At 70.0% G+C, this 15361-nt stretch carries 14 protein-coding genes; 10 read left to right on the top strand and 4 right to left on the bottom strand.

What is annotated here, in order from left to right; translation table 11 throughout:
- Positions 1-9 precede the first annotated feature (9 nt).
- Positions 10-1413 (bottom strand): Nramp family divalent metal transporter, encoded by a 1404-nt coding sequence (locus E1161_RS11090; protein ID WP_132622337.1) that lies wholly within the window; start codon positions 1411-1413, stop codon positions 10-12.
- Positions 1414-1629: 216 nt separating this feature from the next.
- Here E1161_RS11090 and E1161_RS11085 point away from each other — a divergent pair, with 216 nt between their 5' ends.
- From E1161_RS11085 to E1161_RS11075, 3 genes are all read left to right on the top strand, one after another.
- A complete protein-coding gene (locus E1161_RS11085) occupies positions 1630-3990 on the top strand; it encodes a xanthine dehydrogenase family protein molybdopterin-binding subunit (RefSeq protein ID WP_132622335.1) in 2361 nt (786 codons plus the stop codon).
- A gap of 43 nt (positions 3991-4033) precedes the next feature.
- Positions 4034-4852, top strand: coding sequence for an alpha/beta fold hydrolase (locus E1161_RS11080; RefSeq protein WP_132622333.1), 819 nt, complete (start codon positions 4034-4036; stop codon positions 4850-4852).
- 92 nt (positions 4853-4944) lie between these two features.
- Positions 4945-6276: an MFS transporter gene (locus tag E1161_RS11075; RefSeq protein ID WP_165939757.1), complete on the top strand. Its 1332-nt coding sequence runs from the start codon at positions 4945-4947 to the stop codon at positions 6274-6276.
- Positions 6277-6449: 173 nt separating this feature from the next.
- Here E1161_RS11075 and E1161_RS11070 read toward each other — a convergent pair whose 3' ends face one another.
- Positions 6450-6911 carry an NUDIX domain-containing protein gene (locus tag E1161_RS11070; protein WP_235874956.1) on the bottom strand — a complete coding sequence of 154 codons (462 nt, stop codon included), beginning with the start codon at positions 6909-6911 and terminating at the stop codon, positions 6450-6452.
- A gap of 63 nt (positions 6912-6974) precedes the next feature.
- Here E1161_RS11070 and E1161_RS11065 point away from each other — a divergent pair, with 63 nt between their 5' ends.
- Complete coding sequence (locus E1161_RS11065; RefSeq protein ID WP_165939756.1) at positions 6975-8000, top strand: DNA polymerase IV; 1026 nt, start codon at positions 6975-6977, stop codon at positions 7998-8000.
- Here the strand turns inward: E1161_RS11065 and E1161_RS11060 are convergent.
- Positions 7965-8447: an Lrp/AsnC family transcriptional regulator gene (locus E1161_RS11060; protein WP_132622327.1), complete on the bottom strand. Its 483-nt coding sequence runs from the start codon at positions 8445-8447 to the stop codon at positions 7965-7967. The two genes, E1161_RS11065 and E1161_RS11060, sit on opposite strands and share 36 nt — an antisense overlap.
- Before the next feature lie 129 nt (positions 8448-8576).
- Here E1161_RS11060 and E1161_RS11055 point away from each other — a divergent pair, with 129 nt between their 5' ends.
- The 4 genes from E1161_RS11055 (at position 8577) to E1161_RS11040 (ending at position 14203) form a co-directional block, all read left to right on the top strand.
- Complete coding sequence (locus E1161_RS11055) at positions 8577-10868, top strand: transketolase-like TK C-terminal-containing protein (RefSeq protein ID WP_132622325.1); 2292 nt, start codon at positions 8577-8579, stop codon at positions 10866-10868.
- A 72-nt stretch (positions 10869-10940) separates the two neighbouring features.
- Positions 10941-11858, top strand: coding sequence for an acetamidase/formamidase family protein (locus tag E1161_RS11050; RefSeq protein WP_132622323.1), 918 nt, complete (start codon positions 10941-10943; stop codon positions 11856-11858).
- A gap of 315 nt (positions 11859-12173) precedes the next feature.
- Positions 12174-13013 carry a universal stress protein gene (locus E1161_RS11045; RefSeq protein WP_132622321.1) on the top strand — a complete coding sequence of 280 codons (840 nt, stop codon included), beginning with the start codon at positions 12174-12176 and terminating at the stop codon, positions 13011-13013.
- Between the two features lie 65 nt (positions 13014-13078).
- Positions 13079-14203, top strand: a complete 1125-nt coding sequence (locus E1161_RS11040; protein ID WP_132622319.1) for an NDMA-dependent alcohol dehydrogenase — start codon at positions 13079-13081, stop codon at positions 14201-14203.
- On the opposite strand, the gene mftR is transcribed toward E1161_RS11040, so the two are convergent.
- Entirely contained in the window at positions 14197-14802 is a 606-nt protein-coding gene (mftR, locus tag E1161_RS11035; protein ID WP_235874943.1) for a mycofactocin system transcriptional regulator, read from the bottom strand. The two genes, E1161_RS11040 and mftR, sit on opposite strands and share 7 nt — an antisense overlap.
- An 82-nt stretch (positions 14803-14884) precedes the next feature.
- Here mftR and mftA point away from each other — a divergent pair, with 82 nt between their 5' ends.
- Together mftA and mftB are read left to right on the top strand one after the other, a co-directional pair.
- On the top strand, positions 14885-14989 hold the full coding sequence (gene mftA / locus E1161_RS11030; protein WP_132622315.1) for a mycofactocin precursor MftA: 105 nt from the start codon (positions 14885-14887) through the stop codon (positions 14987-14989).
- 2 nt (positions 14990-14991) lie between these two features.
- Positions 14992-15264, top strand: a complete 273-nt coding sequence (gene mftB, locus E1161_RS11025) for a mycofactocin biosynthesis chaperone MftB (RefSeq protein ID WP_132622543.1) — start codon at positions 14992-14994, stop codon at positions 15262-15264.
- Positions 15265-15361 lie beyond the last annotated feature (97 nt).

Here is a 15361-nt window from a genome sequence, read left to right as displayed (position 1 = left end):
AGCGATTTGTCAGCCGATCTCGACGCCGAAGACGTTGAGAAGGCTGTAGATGCCCAGCAACGTGATGGCGATGCTGCTGACCAGCAGGACGAGGTTGAACCAGCGTCCGCCGTGCAGTTCCGGGTCGACCTGGGTCTTGCGCAAGTACCAGGTCGCGATGACCACCGCGGGCAGGAAGATACCGGTGGCCACGCCGCCGATCTGCACCATCACCACCGGCGAGGAGATCGACAGGTACGTCGCGCCCCACAGGATCGGCAGCACCACGATGCACCCGCGGACCCACTTCTCACGGGCGACCGGGTTGTTCCAGTCGAGCACGCCGAGCGTGGCCAGCACGTTGGTGTACATCCGCGACCAGCTGGGGATCGAGGCCCACAGGGTCGAGCCGAGCACCGCGGTCGCACCGATCAGGAAGCCGATGGCCGCCCACTCGCCGATGACGTCGGTGTACATCTGCGAGAGCGTGGTGATCATCCCGTTGCCCTCGAGCACCAGGCCCTGCGGGTTGAGCACCGCCGCGCCCATGATGAAGAACGCCAGCGTGCCGACCGTGTAGATGATCCAGGAGACGAAGACGTCCTTGTACATCACGCGGATCCAGCCTCGCGCGCGCGCCTTCCACTCCGGACTGCCGTCGTTCGGGCCGACCCAGCGGGCGTAGCCCTTCTCCACGCACCAGTAGGTGTAGAAGGTGATCTCGTCGGCGCCGACGCCGGTGATGCCGAACATCGCGACCGCGGCCCCGATGGCACCCGCCGGGATGGTGAAGGTCAGGCCGCTGAGCACGTCGTCGCTGCCGTAGCTGAACGGCGTGAACGGCAGTCCCAGCGCGATGACCACGGTGGCGATCGAGAACACCACGACCAGAGCGAACGCGCCGCGTTCGATGAGGTTGTAGCTGTTGGAGTACAGCAGTGCGATGCTGCCGGCCACGACGATGACCGTCCACACGCCCAGCGAGGTGGCGCTCAGCGGTTCGCCGCCGACCGGGATCAGCATGCTCAGAGCTGAGGCCGTGCCGCCGACGATGCCGCCGATCTGCAGGAACTTCGACAGCGCCATGAGGATCCACAGCACGTTGATCCAGCCGATCCGGCCGATCTTGGGCGGTACCTCGTTGAAACCGGTCAGCGCCGGTTTGCCGGTGAGGATGGTCCAGCGGGCGAGTTCGGCCTGAACGGCGACCTTCACGGCGGTGGACAGGACCACCATCCACAGCAGGACGAATCCCACCTTCGCGCCGAGGGCGGTGGTGGCGATGAGTTCGCCGGACCCGACGATCGACGCGCTGACGATCAGTCCGGGGCCGAGATAGCGCAGGCTCCCGGCCCATCCGGTGGGCGGCTCCTTGATGCCGTCTGCGGTGAGGAGGTAGGGATCAGCGTTGGCGCTCGCGACCTTGGTTCCCATCGGGCACTCCCTTGTGCCTAGCGGTGTTGCAAGAGGCGTCAGTTTTCACGTGCATGAAAGTTTTTGTGAGGTTGTGAAAAGCTACCCACGCGAACAAGGCGGGTCAATCGATGTTGCGAGTCGGGGATTCTCGTTCCGCTTGCCCGGTTGATCACCTATCGGCGCCGCGGTCCTCGACCGCTGCCAGTGTTCGTCCGGAGAGATAGGGTTTTTCGCATGGTGGGCTCATTGCTGGGGACCGAGGTCCAGCGCGTCGAAGATCCGGACCTGCTGCGCGGCCGGAGCACCTACATCGGCAACCTCGGGGTGGAAGGGCTGCTGCACATCGGTTTCGTGCGCTCCCACCTCGCGCACGCCGAGATCGCCCGGATCGACACGTCCGCAGCCGCCGAGGCACCGGGCATCGTCGGCGCCTACACCGCAGCCGACCTGGACCTCCCGGTGCCCGCGCCGTTCGTGGAGGTGAACCCGAAGGTCGTCCGGCCGCCGCTGGCCACCGACCGGGTGCGCTTCGTCGGAGAGCCGGTCGCGGTCATCGTGGGTGAGTCGGCCACTGCCGTCGCCGACGCGATCGAGCTCGTCGACGTCGACTACCGCGAACTGCCGGTCGTCGCCGACCTGGAACGCGCGCTGGACGACGACGCCGAGCGGCAGTTCCCCGACCTCGGATCGAACATCGCCGCCGGATACCGCGACGCGGCGGGCGACTCGGTGCTCGACGGCGCGGACGTGGTGGTGCGGGCCCGCATCGAGAACCAGCGCGTCGCCGTCGTCCCGCTGGAGGGCAACGCCATCGCGGTGCAACCGGGTGGGCCCGACGCGGACCACGACATCACCGTGCACGTCTCGACGCAGATGCCGCACGGCGTGCGCAGCGGTCTGGCCAAGGCGTTCGGGTTCGACGACGACCGCGTGCGGGTGGTCTCGCCGCACGTCGGCGGCGGTTTCGGCGGCAAGGCAGGGGCGATCTCCGAGCACGTGGTGGCCGTCGGGCTCGCCCTCGAGCTGGGGCGACCCGTCCGCTGGGTCGAGGGCCGCTCGGAGAACATGCAGGGGATGCCCCACGGACGCGGCCAGGTGCAGTACGTGGAGCTGGGACTGCGCCGCGACGGCTCGATCGTCGGGATGCGTTGCCGGGTCATCGGGGACTGCGGTGCCTACGCCGGTTTCGGCGGATCGTTGGCGCTGGGCCCGACGCGGACCATGGCGCAGGCCGTCTACAACATCCCGAAGATCAGCTACGACGGCATCGCCTCGCTGACCAACACCACGCCCGTCGGTGCGTTCCGCGGCGCCGGGCGTCCCGAGGCCGCGGCGATGGTGGAGCGGATCATGGACCTGGCCGCCGCCGAACTGGGCATGGACCCGGTCGCGTTGCGGCGCAAGAACTTCCTGGTCCCGGAGAGCTTCCCCTACAAGACGCTGACCGGGGCCACCTACGACAGCGGCGAGTACGCGGTGCCCTTCGAGGAGGCGCTGCGGCTGGCCGGCTACGAGGAGCTGCGCGCCGAGCAGGCCCGCCGCATCGCGGCCTGGGAGCACGAATTGCTGGGCATCGGGGTCAGCGCCTACGTCGAGATCACCGGTGGCGGTGCCGGTGAGTACGCCGAAGTCGAGGTGCACGCCGACGGCGCCCGCATCCGGGTCGGCACTTCCGCGCACGGCCAGGGGCACGCGACCGCGTTCGCGATGATCGTCAACGACACGCTCGGCATCCCCATGGACGAGATCGAGTTCGTCCAGTCCGACACCGCCGAGGTGCCGCGCGGCGGTGGCACCGGCGGGTCCCGCTCGCTGCAGATCGGCGGCAGCGCGGTGCGCGAGGCGGGCACGGAGGTCCTGCGGCGCGCCAAGGAGATCGCGGCTTCGAAGCTGGAGGCCGACGTGGACGACATCGAGGTCACCGACGGCGGCGCGCTGGGCGTGGCCGGTGTGCCGAGCGCGACCGTGGCCTGGGCCGAGCTGGTCGAGGCCGCGGCGCAGGAGGGTGAGCGGCTGGCGGCCAACGTCGACTTCGCCCCGGGCGGGGCGACGTTCCCGTTCGGCGGGCACGTCTCGGTAGTCGAGGTCGACGTCGAGACCGGGCAGGTCACGCCGCTGCGGCACATCGCCGTCGACGACTGCGGCCGGGTCCTCAACCCGATGCTGGTGCGCGGTCAGCAGCACGGCGGTGCCGCGCAGGGCATCGCCCAGGCGTTGTGGGAGGAGGTCACCTTCGACGCCGACGGCAACCCGGAGACCGCGACCCTGGCTGACTACGCGATCCCCTCGGCGGCCGACCTGCCGTCCTTCGAGGTGTCCAACACCGAGACGCTGACGCCGCTGAACCCGCTGGGAGCCAAGGGGATCGGTGAGTCGGCGACGGTCGGCTCCACCCCGGCGGTGCAGAACGCCGTCGTGGACGCCGTCAAGCACCTGGGCGTGCGCCACATCGACATGCCGACCACGCCCGAACGCGTCTGGCAGGCGATCCGCGAGGGTGCCGCGGCGACGTACTGGCAGGAGCCGCCGGCGGCCTTCGGGAAGCTGCCGGTCCGCGGGGACGACGCGCCGGACGAAGAAGAAGCGGTCGTGTGAACCGCAGGACCAGTTCCCGCCCGCTCGCACCACGGAGGCCTTGATGAGGTGGGAACTCGCCGAGGTGTACGAGTCGCCGCACGGGCAGGTGCGGTGGGACAGCTTCGGGGAGGGGGAGACCGTCGTGCTCATGCACGGAACGCCCTTCTCCTCCTTCGTGTGGCGGGATGTGGCCAACGCGCTGAGCGCTCGGTACCGCGTCTACCTGTGGGACATGCCCGGCTACGGCGGCTCGGCGAAGTTCGAGGGGCAGGACGTGTCGCTGGCGGCTCAGCAGGAGGTATTCACCGGGTGGCTGCGGCACTGCGGCCTCAACGAGCCCTCGGTGATCGCCCACGACTTCGGTGGCGCGGTGTCGCTGCGCAGCGCCCTGCTCGACGGGGTGCGGTACCGGCGGCTGGCGCTGCTGGACGCGGTGAGCGTCCGACCCTGGGGCTCCGGGTTCTTCCGCCTGGTCAACGCCAACGCCGAGGTCTTCGCCGCGCTGCCGCCGCACCTGCACGAGTCGCTGGTGCGCGGCTACCTGACCACCGCCGCGCACCGCGAGCTGAGGCCCGACGTGCTGGACCGGATGGTGGCGCCGTGGCTCGGCGAGGACGGGCAGCCCGCGTTCTACCGGCAGATCGCCCAGGCCGATGAGCGCTACACCCGGGAGGTCGAGGACCGCTACGGCGATCTGGACTGCCCGGTGCTCGTCGGCTGGGGCGAGAACGACACCTGGCTCCCGGCGGACCGGGCCCGCGAGCTGGCGCGGCGCATCCCGCACGCCCGGCTTGAGTGGATCCCACAGGCCGGACACCTCGTCCAGGAGGACAACCCGGCGCGGGTGACTGCGCTGGTCATGGAGTTCCTCGCCTCCTGAACGTCCAGCATCCGGGAACCCCGTCTCGGGAGGTGGTCGCCGGAGGTTAGAGTGTCGTTCGTCCGTTCGTGTTAATCAGGAGGTTCGGCGCTATGGCTGTCGGCCACGCCTCGCAGGTGCGGGGTTCCGGGGATCCGGGGTCCAAGACCCCACGCAACTCGACCCGACAGGTCGTGCTCGCCAGCCTCGTGGGCACCTCGATCGAGTTCTACGACTTCTACGTCTACGCCACGGCCGCGGTGCTGATCTTCCCGAAGCTGTTCTTCCCCGCTGGTGACGAGACGGCGGCCACGCTCAACTCGCTGGCGACCTTCGGCATCGCCTTCGTCGCCCGGCCGGTGGGCTCTGCGCTGTTCGGCCACTTCGGCGACCGCATCGGCCGCAAGGCGACCCTGGTGGCGTCGCTGCTGACCATGGGCATCTCGACGGTGCTGATCGGTCTGCTGCCCGGTTACGCGCAGATCGGCGTCGTGGCGCCGCTGCTGCTGGCGCTGTGCCGGTTCGGGCAGGGCTTGGGCCTGGGCGGCGAGTGGGGTGGCGCGGCGCTGCTGGCCACCGAGAACGCGCCGCCGCGCAAGCGGGCGCTGTTCGGGACGTTCCCGCAGCTGGGCGCGCCAATCGGGTTCTTCTTCGCCAACGGCCTGTTCCTGATCCTCTCCGGCGCCATGTCCGACGCCGCGTTCGCCTCATGGGGCTGGCGGATCCCGTTCCTGGTGTCGGCGGTGCTGGTGGTCGTCGGACTGTGGGTGCGGCTGAGCTTGAGCGAGACCCCGGCGTTCGCGAAGGTGCTGGAGAAAAACGAGCGCGCCAAGGTTCCGTTCGTGCAGGTCTTCCGCACCGACTTCAAGGCGCTGGTGCTGGGCACGTTCATCATGCTGGCGACCTACGTGCTGTTCTACCTGATGACGGTGTTCTCGCTGTCCTACGGCACCTCCGCCTCCGGCCTGGGCTACGAGCGCTCGACGTTCCTGGTGATGCTGCTGGTCGGCGTGGTGTTCTTCGGCCTGACGGTGCCGGTGGCCGGATTGCTGGCCGACCGCTACGGCCGGCGTCCCACGTTGGTGATCACCACTCTCGCGATCATCGTGTTCGGCCTGTTCATGGGCCCGTGGTTCGGTACCCACTCGACCACGGCCACGGTGCTGTTCCTGGTGGTCGGCCTCGGCCTGATGGGCATGACCTTCGGTCCCATGGGCGCGCTGCTGCCCGAGCTGTTCCCGACCGCGGTGCGCTACACCGGCGCCTCGGTGTCCTACAACGTGGCCAGCCTGCTGGGCGCCTCGGTCGCGCCCTACATCGCCACCTGGCTGGCCGGTTCCTACGGATTGGGCTGGGTCGGCGTCTACCTGGCGGTGGCCGGCGCGGTCACCCTGGTCGCGCTGCTGGTCAGCCGCGAGACGCGGGAGAAGTCGCTGGAAGCGTGAGTTCCGGCTCGTGGGGCCCCGGCCGGATGTTTCCGGGCGGGGCCCTGTCGCTCGAGAACCGACCCGACGCGGAACACCTCCGCAACCAGGGGGCGGATTGCTGGAGCAATCCGGATCTCGCAGCGGGACCAGCGGGGTCGCCGGGGGTGACCGTGGGATGTCGCGACCCGGGATCACGGGCTGAGGTGGGTGAGGAGGCGGTCTACGAAGGGGGCTTGGGCGGGGTTGAGCTTGGTGCGGGCCGTGCTGGGGTCGCACCAGAGGGCTCGGTCGACCTCCGGGAAGGTCTGGCGGCGGCCGGAGCGGGGTGGCCATTCGAGGTCGAAGGTGTTGCTGCGCAGGGCCTCCAAGTCGAAGTCGCCCTCGGCCGCCCACGCCTGGATGACCTTGCCGCTGCGCAGCTCGACCTCGCCGAGGGCGACCAGGTCGTGGTCGGGCAGGTCCATGCCGGTCTCCTCGGTGAACTCGCGCAGGGCAGCCGCCCGGGGGTCCTCGTCGGGCTCGTACTCGCCCTTGGGCAAGCTCCAGGCGCCCACGTCCTTGTTCTTGAAGAACGGACCGCCGGGGTGGACGATCAGCAGCTCCGGCCCGTCGAGGCGGTACAGCAGGATTCCGGCGCTTCGCTTGCTCACCACGACAGTCTCGCGCACCGGCGCGGGACCTGGCGCGGGCGGGCGATCCCGACGATGCTGACCGGCGTGGAACGGGTGGTGCTGCACATCGACCTCGACCAGTTCATCGTCGCCGTGGAACTGCTGCGGCATCCCGAGCTGGTCGGCAAGCCGGTGCTGGTCGGCGGTTCGGGCGACCCGACCGAACGCGGCGTGGTCGCCGGAGCCTCCTACGAGGCCCGCGCCCAAGGCGTGAGGTCGGGGACGCCGCTGCGCACGGCGGCGGCGCGATGCCCGGAGGCGGTGTTCCTGCCTGCCGACCGCGAGACCTACCTGGCCGCCTCCGCTGACGTGATGACCGCGCTCGGCGAGCTGGGCGGAGTCCTGGAGGTCATCGGGTGGGACGAGGCGTTCATGCTCGTCGACACCGAGGACCCCGGCGCCACCGCCCGCTACATCCAGCGCTACGTGCGCGAGCGCACCGCGCTGAACTGCTCGATCGGCATCGGTGACAACAAGCTGCGCGCGAAACTCGCCTCCGCCATGGGAAAACCCGCCGGGGTGTTCCGGCTGGACGTGACCAACTGGGTCGAGGTGATGGCCGACAAGCCCACCGACGCGCTGCAAGGGGTGGGCGCCAAGACCGCCAAGAAGCTCGCCGCTCGGGGCATCGCCACCGTGGCCGAGCTGGCCCGGACGCCGATGGCGGACCTGGCGGGCGAGTTCGGTCCCAACATCGGGCCGTGGCTGGTGGCCCTCGCGCACGGCTACGACTCCAGCCCGGTCAGCGACGAACCGTTCCGCGCCCGCTCGCACGGCCGCGAGGTCACCTTCCAGCGCGACCTGCGGGAGGTCGAGCCGATGCGCGCTGAGATCACCCGCCTGTCCCGCCAGGTCTCCGAGGACTTGGCCGCCGACGACACGCTGGCCCGCCGGGTGGTGGTCAAGGTCCGCGACTCCCGCTTCGCCACCCACACCCACGGCGTCACGCTCGCCGAACCCACCAGGGCCTTCGAGCCCATCGACGTCGCGGCTCAGCAGGCGCTGGGCCGCTTCCCGCTGGACCGCCCGGTCCGGCTACTGGGCGTCCGAGCGGAGCTTGTCCGCGAGTAGCGGGGTCAGGCGGAAGTCGACGAGGGTGCGCATGGCCAGCGAGAAGCTGGTGCGCTCCACGCCCGGGGTGTCGAGGATGCGCCCCGCGATGCGGTAGAGCTGGTCGGCGTCGGTGGCGACCACCCGCACCAGCAGGTCCGAGTCGCCGGTGAGGCCGAAGACCTCCACCACCTCCGGGATCTCGGCCAGCGCGTCGGCAAGCCGGTCGAGGTGCTGCTGGGTGACCTGGACGGTGATGAACGCGGTCAGCGGGTAGCCGAGGGTCGCCGGGTCGATGCGGCGTTCGAACGAACCGAGTTTCGGTTCCAGCTTCGCCAGCCTCGACTGAACCGTGTTGCGGGACAAGCCGACTCGATCGGCCAGCGCGACCACGGTCGCCCTCGGTTCCTCGCGCAGGGCCAGCACCAGTCGGATGTCGATGTCGTCGAGGGGTTCGGCGGTGGGCAATCTGTGCACCTCGTCGGTCGTTGCGGACTGGCCCGGTGAGCAGATTGCTCGGTTCGCCAGCCGGGTCTTGTGCAGTGATTTTCCTCTTGGTGTTCTTCTGAGCGCAATGTGGCAACGCGAGGAGGCGTGATGACGAGCCTGGTACCGGCGCGCACCGAGACGGCGGATCTGCGTGAGGTCGAGCAGCGCGTGCTGTGGCTGGCGACCGCGATGATCGACCACGCCAACAGGGTCCGGCCGAACAGCTCCGGGCTCAAGGTCGGCGGGCACCAGGCGTCGTGCGCCTCGATGGTGTCGATCATGACCGCGTTGTACTTCGAACACCTCACCGCCACCGACCGCGTGTCGGTCAAACCGCACGCCTCGCCGGTGCTGCACGCGATCAACTACCTGCTCGGCTCGCTCGACGAGGAGCACCTGACCACGCTGCGCTCCTACGGCGGTGTGCAGAGCTACCCGAGCCGCACCAAGGACCCCGACCCGGCCGACTACTCGACCGGTTCGGTCGGCATCGGCGCCACCGCGCCGATCTGGGGCGCGGTGGCCCGACGCTACGTCGACACCCACGGCGGAGGAGCGGGCACCGGACGCCAGTACTCGCTGCTCGGCGACGCCGAACTCGACGAAGGCGCCTGCTGGGAGGCGATCCTCGACCCGACCGTCGCCGACCTGGGCGAGGTGGTCTGGATCGTCGACCTCAACCGGCAGTCGCTGGACCGCGTCGTTCCCAACATCGCCGCGAACCGGTTGCAGGGCATGTTCACCGCGGCGGGCTGGCAGGTCATCACCCTCAAGTACGGGCAGGTGCTGGAGGAGCTGTTCACCCGTCCCGGCGGCGCGGCGCTGCGGGAACGCATCGACGGCATGAGCAACCCCGAGTACCAGCGCCTGCTGCGCTGCACCCCGGGGCAGCTGCGGGAGCGGATCCCGGCCGGGGACGACGCGATCCAGCGGCTGCTGGCCGATGTGGACGACGAGACGCTGGCGGTGGCCATCCGCAACCTGGGCGGGCACGACCTGGACGCGCTGGACTCGGCGTTCAAGGCCATCGACGACACCCGGCCCACGGTCATCTTCGCCTACACCATCAAGGGCTACGGCCTGGCGACCGAAGGACATCCGCAGAACCACGGTTCACTGCTGGGCGAGGAGCAGATGCGGCAGCTGGCCGGGCTGGTCGGCGCCGACCTCGACGACCCGTGGCACCGCTTCGCCGACGACAGCCCGGCCGGGAAGCGTTGCGCGGAGGCGGCTTCCCGGCTGCGCCGCCGCGAACGCGCTCGCGTCAAGCCGCCGAAGCTGCCCACCGACATCGGGCGCACGCCGAGCGGGACGACCACGACGCAGGCGGCGCTGGGGCGCACGCTGCTTGACCTGACCCGCGAGTCGCCGGAGGCGGCCGAGCGGATCGTGACGCTGGCGCCCGACGTCAGCTCGACCACCAACCTCGGCGGCTGGCTGAACAAGGTCGGCGTGTGGTCCCCGTCCGAGCGCGTCGACTGGTTCGCCGACGACGCCGAAACCATCCTGCACTGGCGGGAACGGCCCGCCGGCCAGCACATCGAACTGGGCATCGCCGAGACCAACCTGGTCAGCCTGCTCGGTGAGCTCGGCTCGACCTGGAGCCGGTGGGGTCAGCCGCTGCTGCCGATCGGCGTGGTCTACGACTGCTTCCTGGGGCGCGCGCTCGAACCGTGGTCGTTCGGCGTGTACGGCGGCGGGCAGTCGATCCTGGTCGGCACGCCGTCCGGGGTGAGCCTGGCGCCCGAGGGCGGGGCGCACCAGTCGGTCGGCACTCCCTCGATCGGGCTGGAGCAGCCCGGCGTGACGAGCTACGAACCCGCGTTCGCCGTCGATGCCGAGTGGTGCCTGCTGGAGGCCATGTCGCAGCTCGGCAAGCCCGGCGGATCCTCGTCCTACCTGCGACTCTCGACGCGTCCGGTGGACCAGTCGCTGGCGTCGGTGCCCGGCGATCCGGCGGCCCGCGAACGCCGCCGCAGGCAGGTCGTCGGAGGCGCGTACGCGCTGCGACGCCACTCCGACCCGCAGGTGACGCTGGTGGGCATGGGCGCGCTGATGACCGAGACGCTGGTCGCGGCCGACCGGCTCGCCGATCAGGGGGTCGGTGCCGACGTCGTGTGCGTGACCAGCGCGGACCTGCTGTTCCGGGCTCATCGGGGTGATGCCGACCGGGGTGTGCTGGACCAGGTCTTGCCGGCCGATCGGGCGCGCCCGATGGTCACCGTCCTCGATGGACACCCGCACGCGCTGGCGTTCCTGGCCGGTGTCAGCCGGGTTCCGGCCGTCCACTTGGGCGTCACCGGGTTCGGCCAGTCCGGATCCCTCGAAGACGTCTACCGCCACCACGGTCTCGACACCGGCACCATCATCCGGGCCGCCCTCGACGTGACGCATCGCTGACGTGGGTTCCCCCACTTGGCCGGTAACGTCCGTCCTGGTTGGGTGGTGGGAGTTCCAGGGGCGGAGGTCGTGGTGGGTCCTTTCGAGGTTCGGGCCGAGGTGGGCAGCGTCGTCGACGTGTTCAGCCGGGACACCGGGCCGGTGCTCACCGTGGAGGCCGGGGACGTCGTGACGGTGGAGACGCTGGACTCCAGCGGGTTCCTGCGGCGCCACGAGGTGCCGGGGGAGCAGCAGCCCGTCATGTTCGCCGAGCGGCGGGGGCATTGCCTGACCGGCCCGATCGCGGTGCGCCGCGCCAAGCCCGGGATGGTGCTGGCCGTGCACTTCGAGGAGCTCACGCCCGCCGGGTGGGGGTGGACGGCGGCCGCGGGCAAGGACGACTGGCTGATGCGCCGGCTGCGGGTGGACGACGCCGAGCGGACCTGGTTGCTGTGGGAGCTCGACGGCGAGACCGGCACCGACCAGCACGGGCACACCGTGCGGCTCGCGCCGTTCCTCGGCGTGGTCGGCATGCCGCCGGAGGAACCCGGTGAGCACTCGACGATCCCGCCGCGGCCCGAAGGCGGTGGCAACATCGACTGCCGCGAGCTCGTCGCCGGATCGACCTTGTACCTGCCGGTCACGGTTCCGGACGCGATGCTGCTGCTCGGCGACGGCCACGCCCGGCAGGGCGACGGCGAGGTCGGGGGCACGGCCATCGAGTGCGGCATGACGACCCGGGTGCGGCTCGATCTGGTCGTGGACCGCCCGGTCCCCGGCATCCACGCCGAAACCCCCTCAGGCCTGGTCACGTTCGGTTTCGACACCGACCTCAACGAGGCCACCGCCACCGCGTTGAGCGCGATGGTCGACTGGCTGCAGATCGAGCGCGCCCTGGACAGGGGCGCGGCGCTGGCGCTGGCCAGCGCGACGGTCGACATGCGCATCACCCAGATCGCGAACCAGACCTGGGGAGTCCACGCCGTGCTGCCGACCGGCGTCTTCGGGTGAAGGCCGGGCTCCGTTCGCTTGGCGGTGCGGGTTGCGGGGGTGGTGTTGACGGCTCACGGCTGCGCCGCTCGCGCTCTTCATGCGACCTAGGCTGAGCCGTTCGAGCGCTGTTCCCGGGCTCCCTCACCTGGAAGGTGATGTGGGAGGTGCAGTAGGGCTTGGGGCCTGCGGAGTCGAACTCGTGGCCGAGCGGCCCCGGCCGACGCGGCTCGGTGGATCAACACCGCCTCGCACGTCGACTTCGGACACTTCGGACCGGGAGGCGCGTGGCGCCCCGGTCGACGACCCTGGGAGGGGACGACCGAGGAGGCCGTGATGAACGTCGTGGTGGGAGTCGACGGTTCGGCGGTGGCGCGCAACGCCGCGGCCTGGGCGGCACGCGAGGCGGCGCGGCGCGGCTGCGGCCTGCGGATCGTCTACGCGGACCCCACCGCACATCCGGGCGAGGATCACGTGCGCGCGCAGGTCGCCCACTGGCTCTCCGACGCCGCCGAACACGTCCGGTCCGAGCAGCCAGCCGTCGAGGTGACCGCCGCAGCGGTCCCCGGTCCTCCCGAGCGGGTGCTCGTCGCCGAGTCCGCGGCCGCCGAGCTGCTGGTGGTCGGCGACCGCGGCTTCGGCGGGTTCACCGGCCTGCTGGCGGGCGCGGTCGCGGTCAAGGTCGCCGCGCACGCGCTCGGCTCGGTCGCGGTCGTGCCGGACGTCGGCGATCCGCCCACGTTCCCGGACGTGGGTCCGGTCGTCGCCGGTGTCGACGACGTCGAATCCGCCGCGCCGGTGCTCGCGCAGGCGTTCCGGCTGGCGGACACGCTCGGCGAACCGCTGCACGTGGTGCACACCTGGGAGGTCGTCGGCATCGACCTGAAGTGGCTGCGCAGCAGGCTGCCGAGCGAGGAGGTCGCGGAGCAGGAGCAGCGCTTCCTCGCCGCGGTCATGGCCGGGTGGCGGGAGCGGTTCCCCGCCGTCGAGGTCGAGCGGATCGTGGGGCGCGGCTCCCCGGTGGAGGCGCTGATCAACCACTCGACCGAGGCGCAACTGGTGGTCGTGGGCGCGCACGGACGCGGTGGTGTCGCAGGCGCCCACCTGGGCTCGACCAGCCACAAGCTGATCCACCACACACCGGCACCGCTGCTGATCGTTCGTTCGCGGCATTGACTTCGGCGTGACCGGGTTCTCATTCTCGGATGCGCATGTTCTTCCGCACTCGACGAGGAGTGGTTATGAAGACGAAGGCCGCGATCCTGCACGAGCCGGGCAAAGACTGGGAAGTCGAAGAGATCGAACTGGGCGATCCGATCGAGGGCGAAGTGCAGGTGAGGCTCGCGGCCTCGGGCCTGTGCCATTCGGACGAGCACCTGCGCAACGGCGCCACCCCGATGGCGATCTACCCCGCCGTCGGTGGGCACGAGGGTGCCGGTGTGGTCACCAAGGTTGGTGCCGGGGTCACCGGGATCGAGGAAGGCGACCACGTGGTGCTGACCTTCATCCCGGGCTGCGGCAGGTGTCGTGCGTGCGCGAAGGGGATGCAGAACCTCTGCGACGCAGGTGCGAGCCTGCTGTCCGGAGAAGCGATCTCCGGCGGTTACCGCATCTCCTACCAGGGCAAACCCGCCGCGCCGATGTGCCTGCTGGGAACCTTCGCGCCGTACGTGACGGTGAATCAGGCATCGGTGCTCACCATCGAGGAGGACATCCCGCTGGAGAAGGCCGCGCTGCTGGGCTGCGGTGTGTCGACCGGCTGGGGCACCGCCACCGAGATCGGTGAGACGCGCACCGGTGACACCGTGGTCGTCGTGGGCTGCGGTGGCGTCGGCATCAACGCCGTGCAGGGAGCTGCGGCGGCGGGTGCGCGCTACGTCGTGGCCGTGGACCCGGTGGAGTTCAAGCGGACCAAGGCCGAGGAGCTCGGCGCCACGCACTCCTTCGCCTCGATGGCCGAAGCGCACGAAGCCGTCGGTGAGCTGACCTGGGGTCAGCTGGCGGACAGCGTGCTGATCTGCATCGGCGAGACCACCGGGGAGCACCTGCAACCGGCGTTGTCGATGACCAAGAAGGGCGGTCAGGTGGTGGTCACCGGCATGGGCCGGGCCGACCAGATCGACGCCCAGGTGAGCCTGTTCGAGCTCACCCTGCTGCAGAAGCGGTTGCAGGGCGCGATCTTCGGCGGGGTCAGCCCGCGCATGCAGATCCCGCGGCTGTTGGAGCACTACCGCAACGGCACCCTCAAGCTCGACGAGCTGATCACCGCCGAGTACAAGCTGGAGGACATCAACACCGGGTACGCCGACATGATGGCAGGCAAGAACCTGCGCGGGCTGATCCGCTACACAGAAGCCGACTACTGAGCGGCGTGCGCGAGCGCGAGTTCGCGCATCGCCGTGTCGAGCAGGGACGAGAGATCCTGCTCGGGATGATCCAGCCAGTGCTGATACGCCGACAGCGCCACGCCCAGCGTGGCGTGCGCGATGGTCTGCGGGGTCAGCGCGGTTGACGACTGGCCGAGGCGGTGGCCGACGTACCCGGCCACCACCTCGCGCCATGCCTCGAAGCGCAGCGTCGAATGCGCTTGCAGCGCGGGAACTCCCAGGATCAGCCGCATCCGCCTGCGGTGGTCGGGGGCCTGGTCCTCCGGGACCCGGTTGAACTCCACCAAGCAGTGCCGCACCGCGTCCATCAGCGGGAGGTCATCCGGCAGCGCGCGGAACTCGGCGCGCATCCGCTCCAGGCCTGAGTCGAAGTCGCCCCACGGGATGTCGTTCTTCGACGGGAAGTAGTGGAAGAACGTGCGCCGCGCGATGCCCGCGGCGGCCGCGATGTCGGTGACGGTGGTGCGTTCGAAGCCCTGTTCGTCGAAGAGGTCGAAGGCGACCTGCTCCAGTTCCGCTGCGGTGGTGACCTTTCGGCGCCCACCCGATCGCTGTGCTCCAGAGGTGTCATGCCGCAACGGAACCCGCTCCAGGTCTTGTAAAAATGCACTCGGTGCAAATACCGTGTCGATGGTAGCTCGACACTGTGAGGAGCATCGCATGGCTGACAAGCAGATCGACCAGAGCACCGGAAACGAGCCCGTCCTCGAGGAAGAACTCCTGGTAGAGGAAGTTTCCATCGACGGGATGTGCGGGGTCTACTGATCGTGGCCGCCGCGGAGTTCGACATCAGCCGCGGCTACCGGTTGAACCCGCAAGTCGCGTTGCGCCCCGAACCCTTCGGGGCGCTCGCGTACCACTTCGGCAACCGGAAGCTGTCGTTCCTGAAAGTGCCCGAACTGGTGGAACTCGTCCGCGAGCTCGACGAGCACGCCAGCGTCGAAGAGGCACTGGCGCGCTTCCCCGAGCAGCGCCGCCCGCAGTTCCGCAAAGCACTCGCCTCCCTGGCCGCGTCCGACATGATCCGCCCGCGAGAGTGAGTTCGTCGATCACCTTGCTCGGCGTGCCGGGTGAGACCCACACCTGAGACGGCGGCTCCGCCGCGTTGAGAAAACCCCTGCCACCCAATGCAGACGA

Source organism: Saccharopolyspora aridisoli (assembly GCF_004348445.1).
Taxonomy (GTDB): domain Bacteria; phylum Actinomycetota; class Actinomycetes; order Mycobacteriales; family Pseudonocardiaceae; genus Saccharopolyspora; species Saccharopolyspora aridisoli.
The sequence above is the reverse complement of the archived record's forward strand: the minus strand, read 5'-3'. Positions and strand labels throughout refer to the sequence as shown.

Bases quoted from the DNA above. Each gene is read 5' to 3' on its own strand.
- E1161_RS11090 (WP_132622337.1), bottom strand. From the start codon at position 1,413: ATGGGAACCAAGGTCGCGAGCGCCAACGCTGATCCCTACCTCCTCACC.
- E1161_RS11085 (WP_132622335.1), top strand. From the start codon at position 1,630: ATGGTGGGCTCATTGCTGGGGACCGAGGTCCAGCGCGTCGAAGATCCG.
- E1161_RS11080 (WP_132622333.1), top strand. From the start codon at position 4,034: ATGAGGTGGGAACTCGCCGAGGTGTACGAGTCGCCGCACGGGCAGGTG.
- E1161_RS11075 (WP_165939757.1), top strand. From the start codon at position 4,945: ATGGCTGTCGGCCACGCCTCGCAGGTGCGGGGTTCCGGGGATCCGGGG.
- E1161_RS11055 (WP_132622325.1), top strand. From the start codon at position 8,577: ATGACGAGCCTGGTACCGGCGCGCACCGAGACGGCGGATCTGCGTGAG.
- E1161_RS11045 (WP_132622321.1), top strand. From the start codon at position 12,174: ATGAACGTCGTGGTGGGAGTCGACGGTTCGGCGGTGGCGCGCAACGCC.
- E1161_RS11040 (WP_132622319.1), top strand. From the start codon at position 13,079: ATGAAGACGAAGGCCGCGATCCTGCACGAGCCGGGCAAAGACTGGGAA.
- mftA (WP_132622315.1), top strand. From the start codon at position 14,885: ATGGCTGACAAGCAGATCGACCAGAGCACCGGAAACGAGCCCGTCCTC.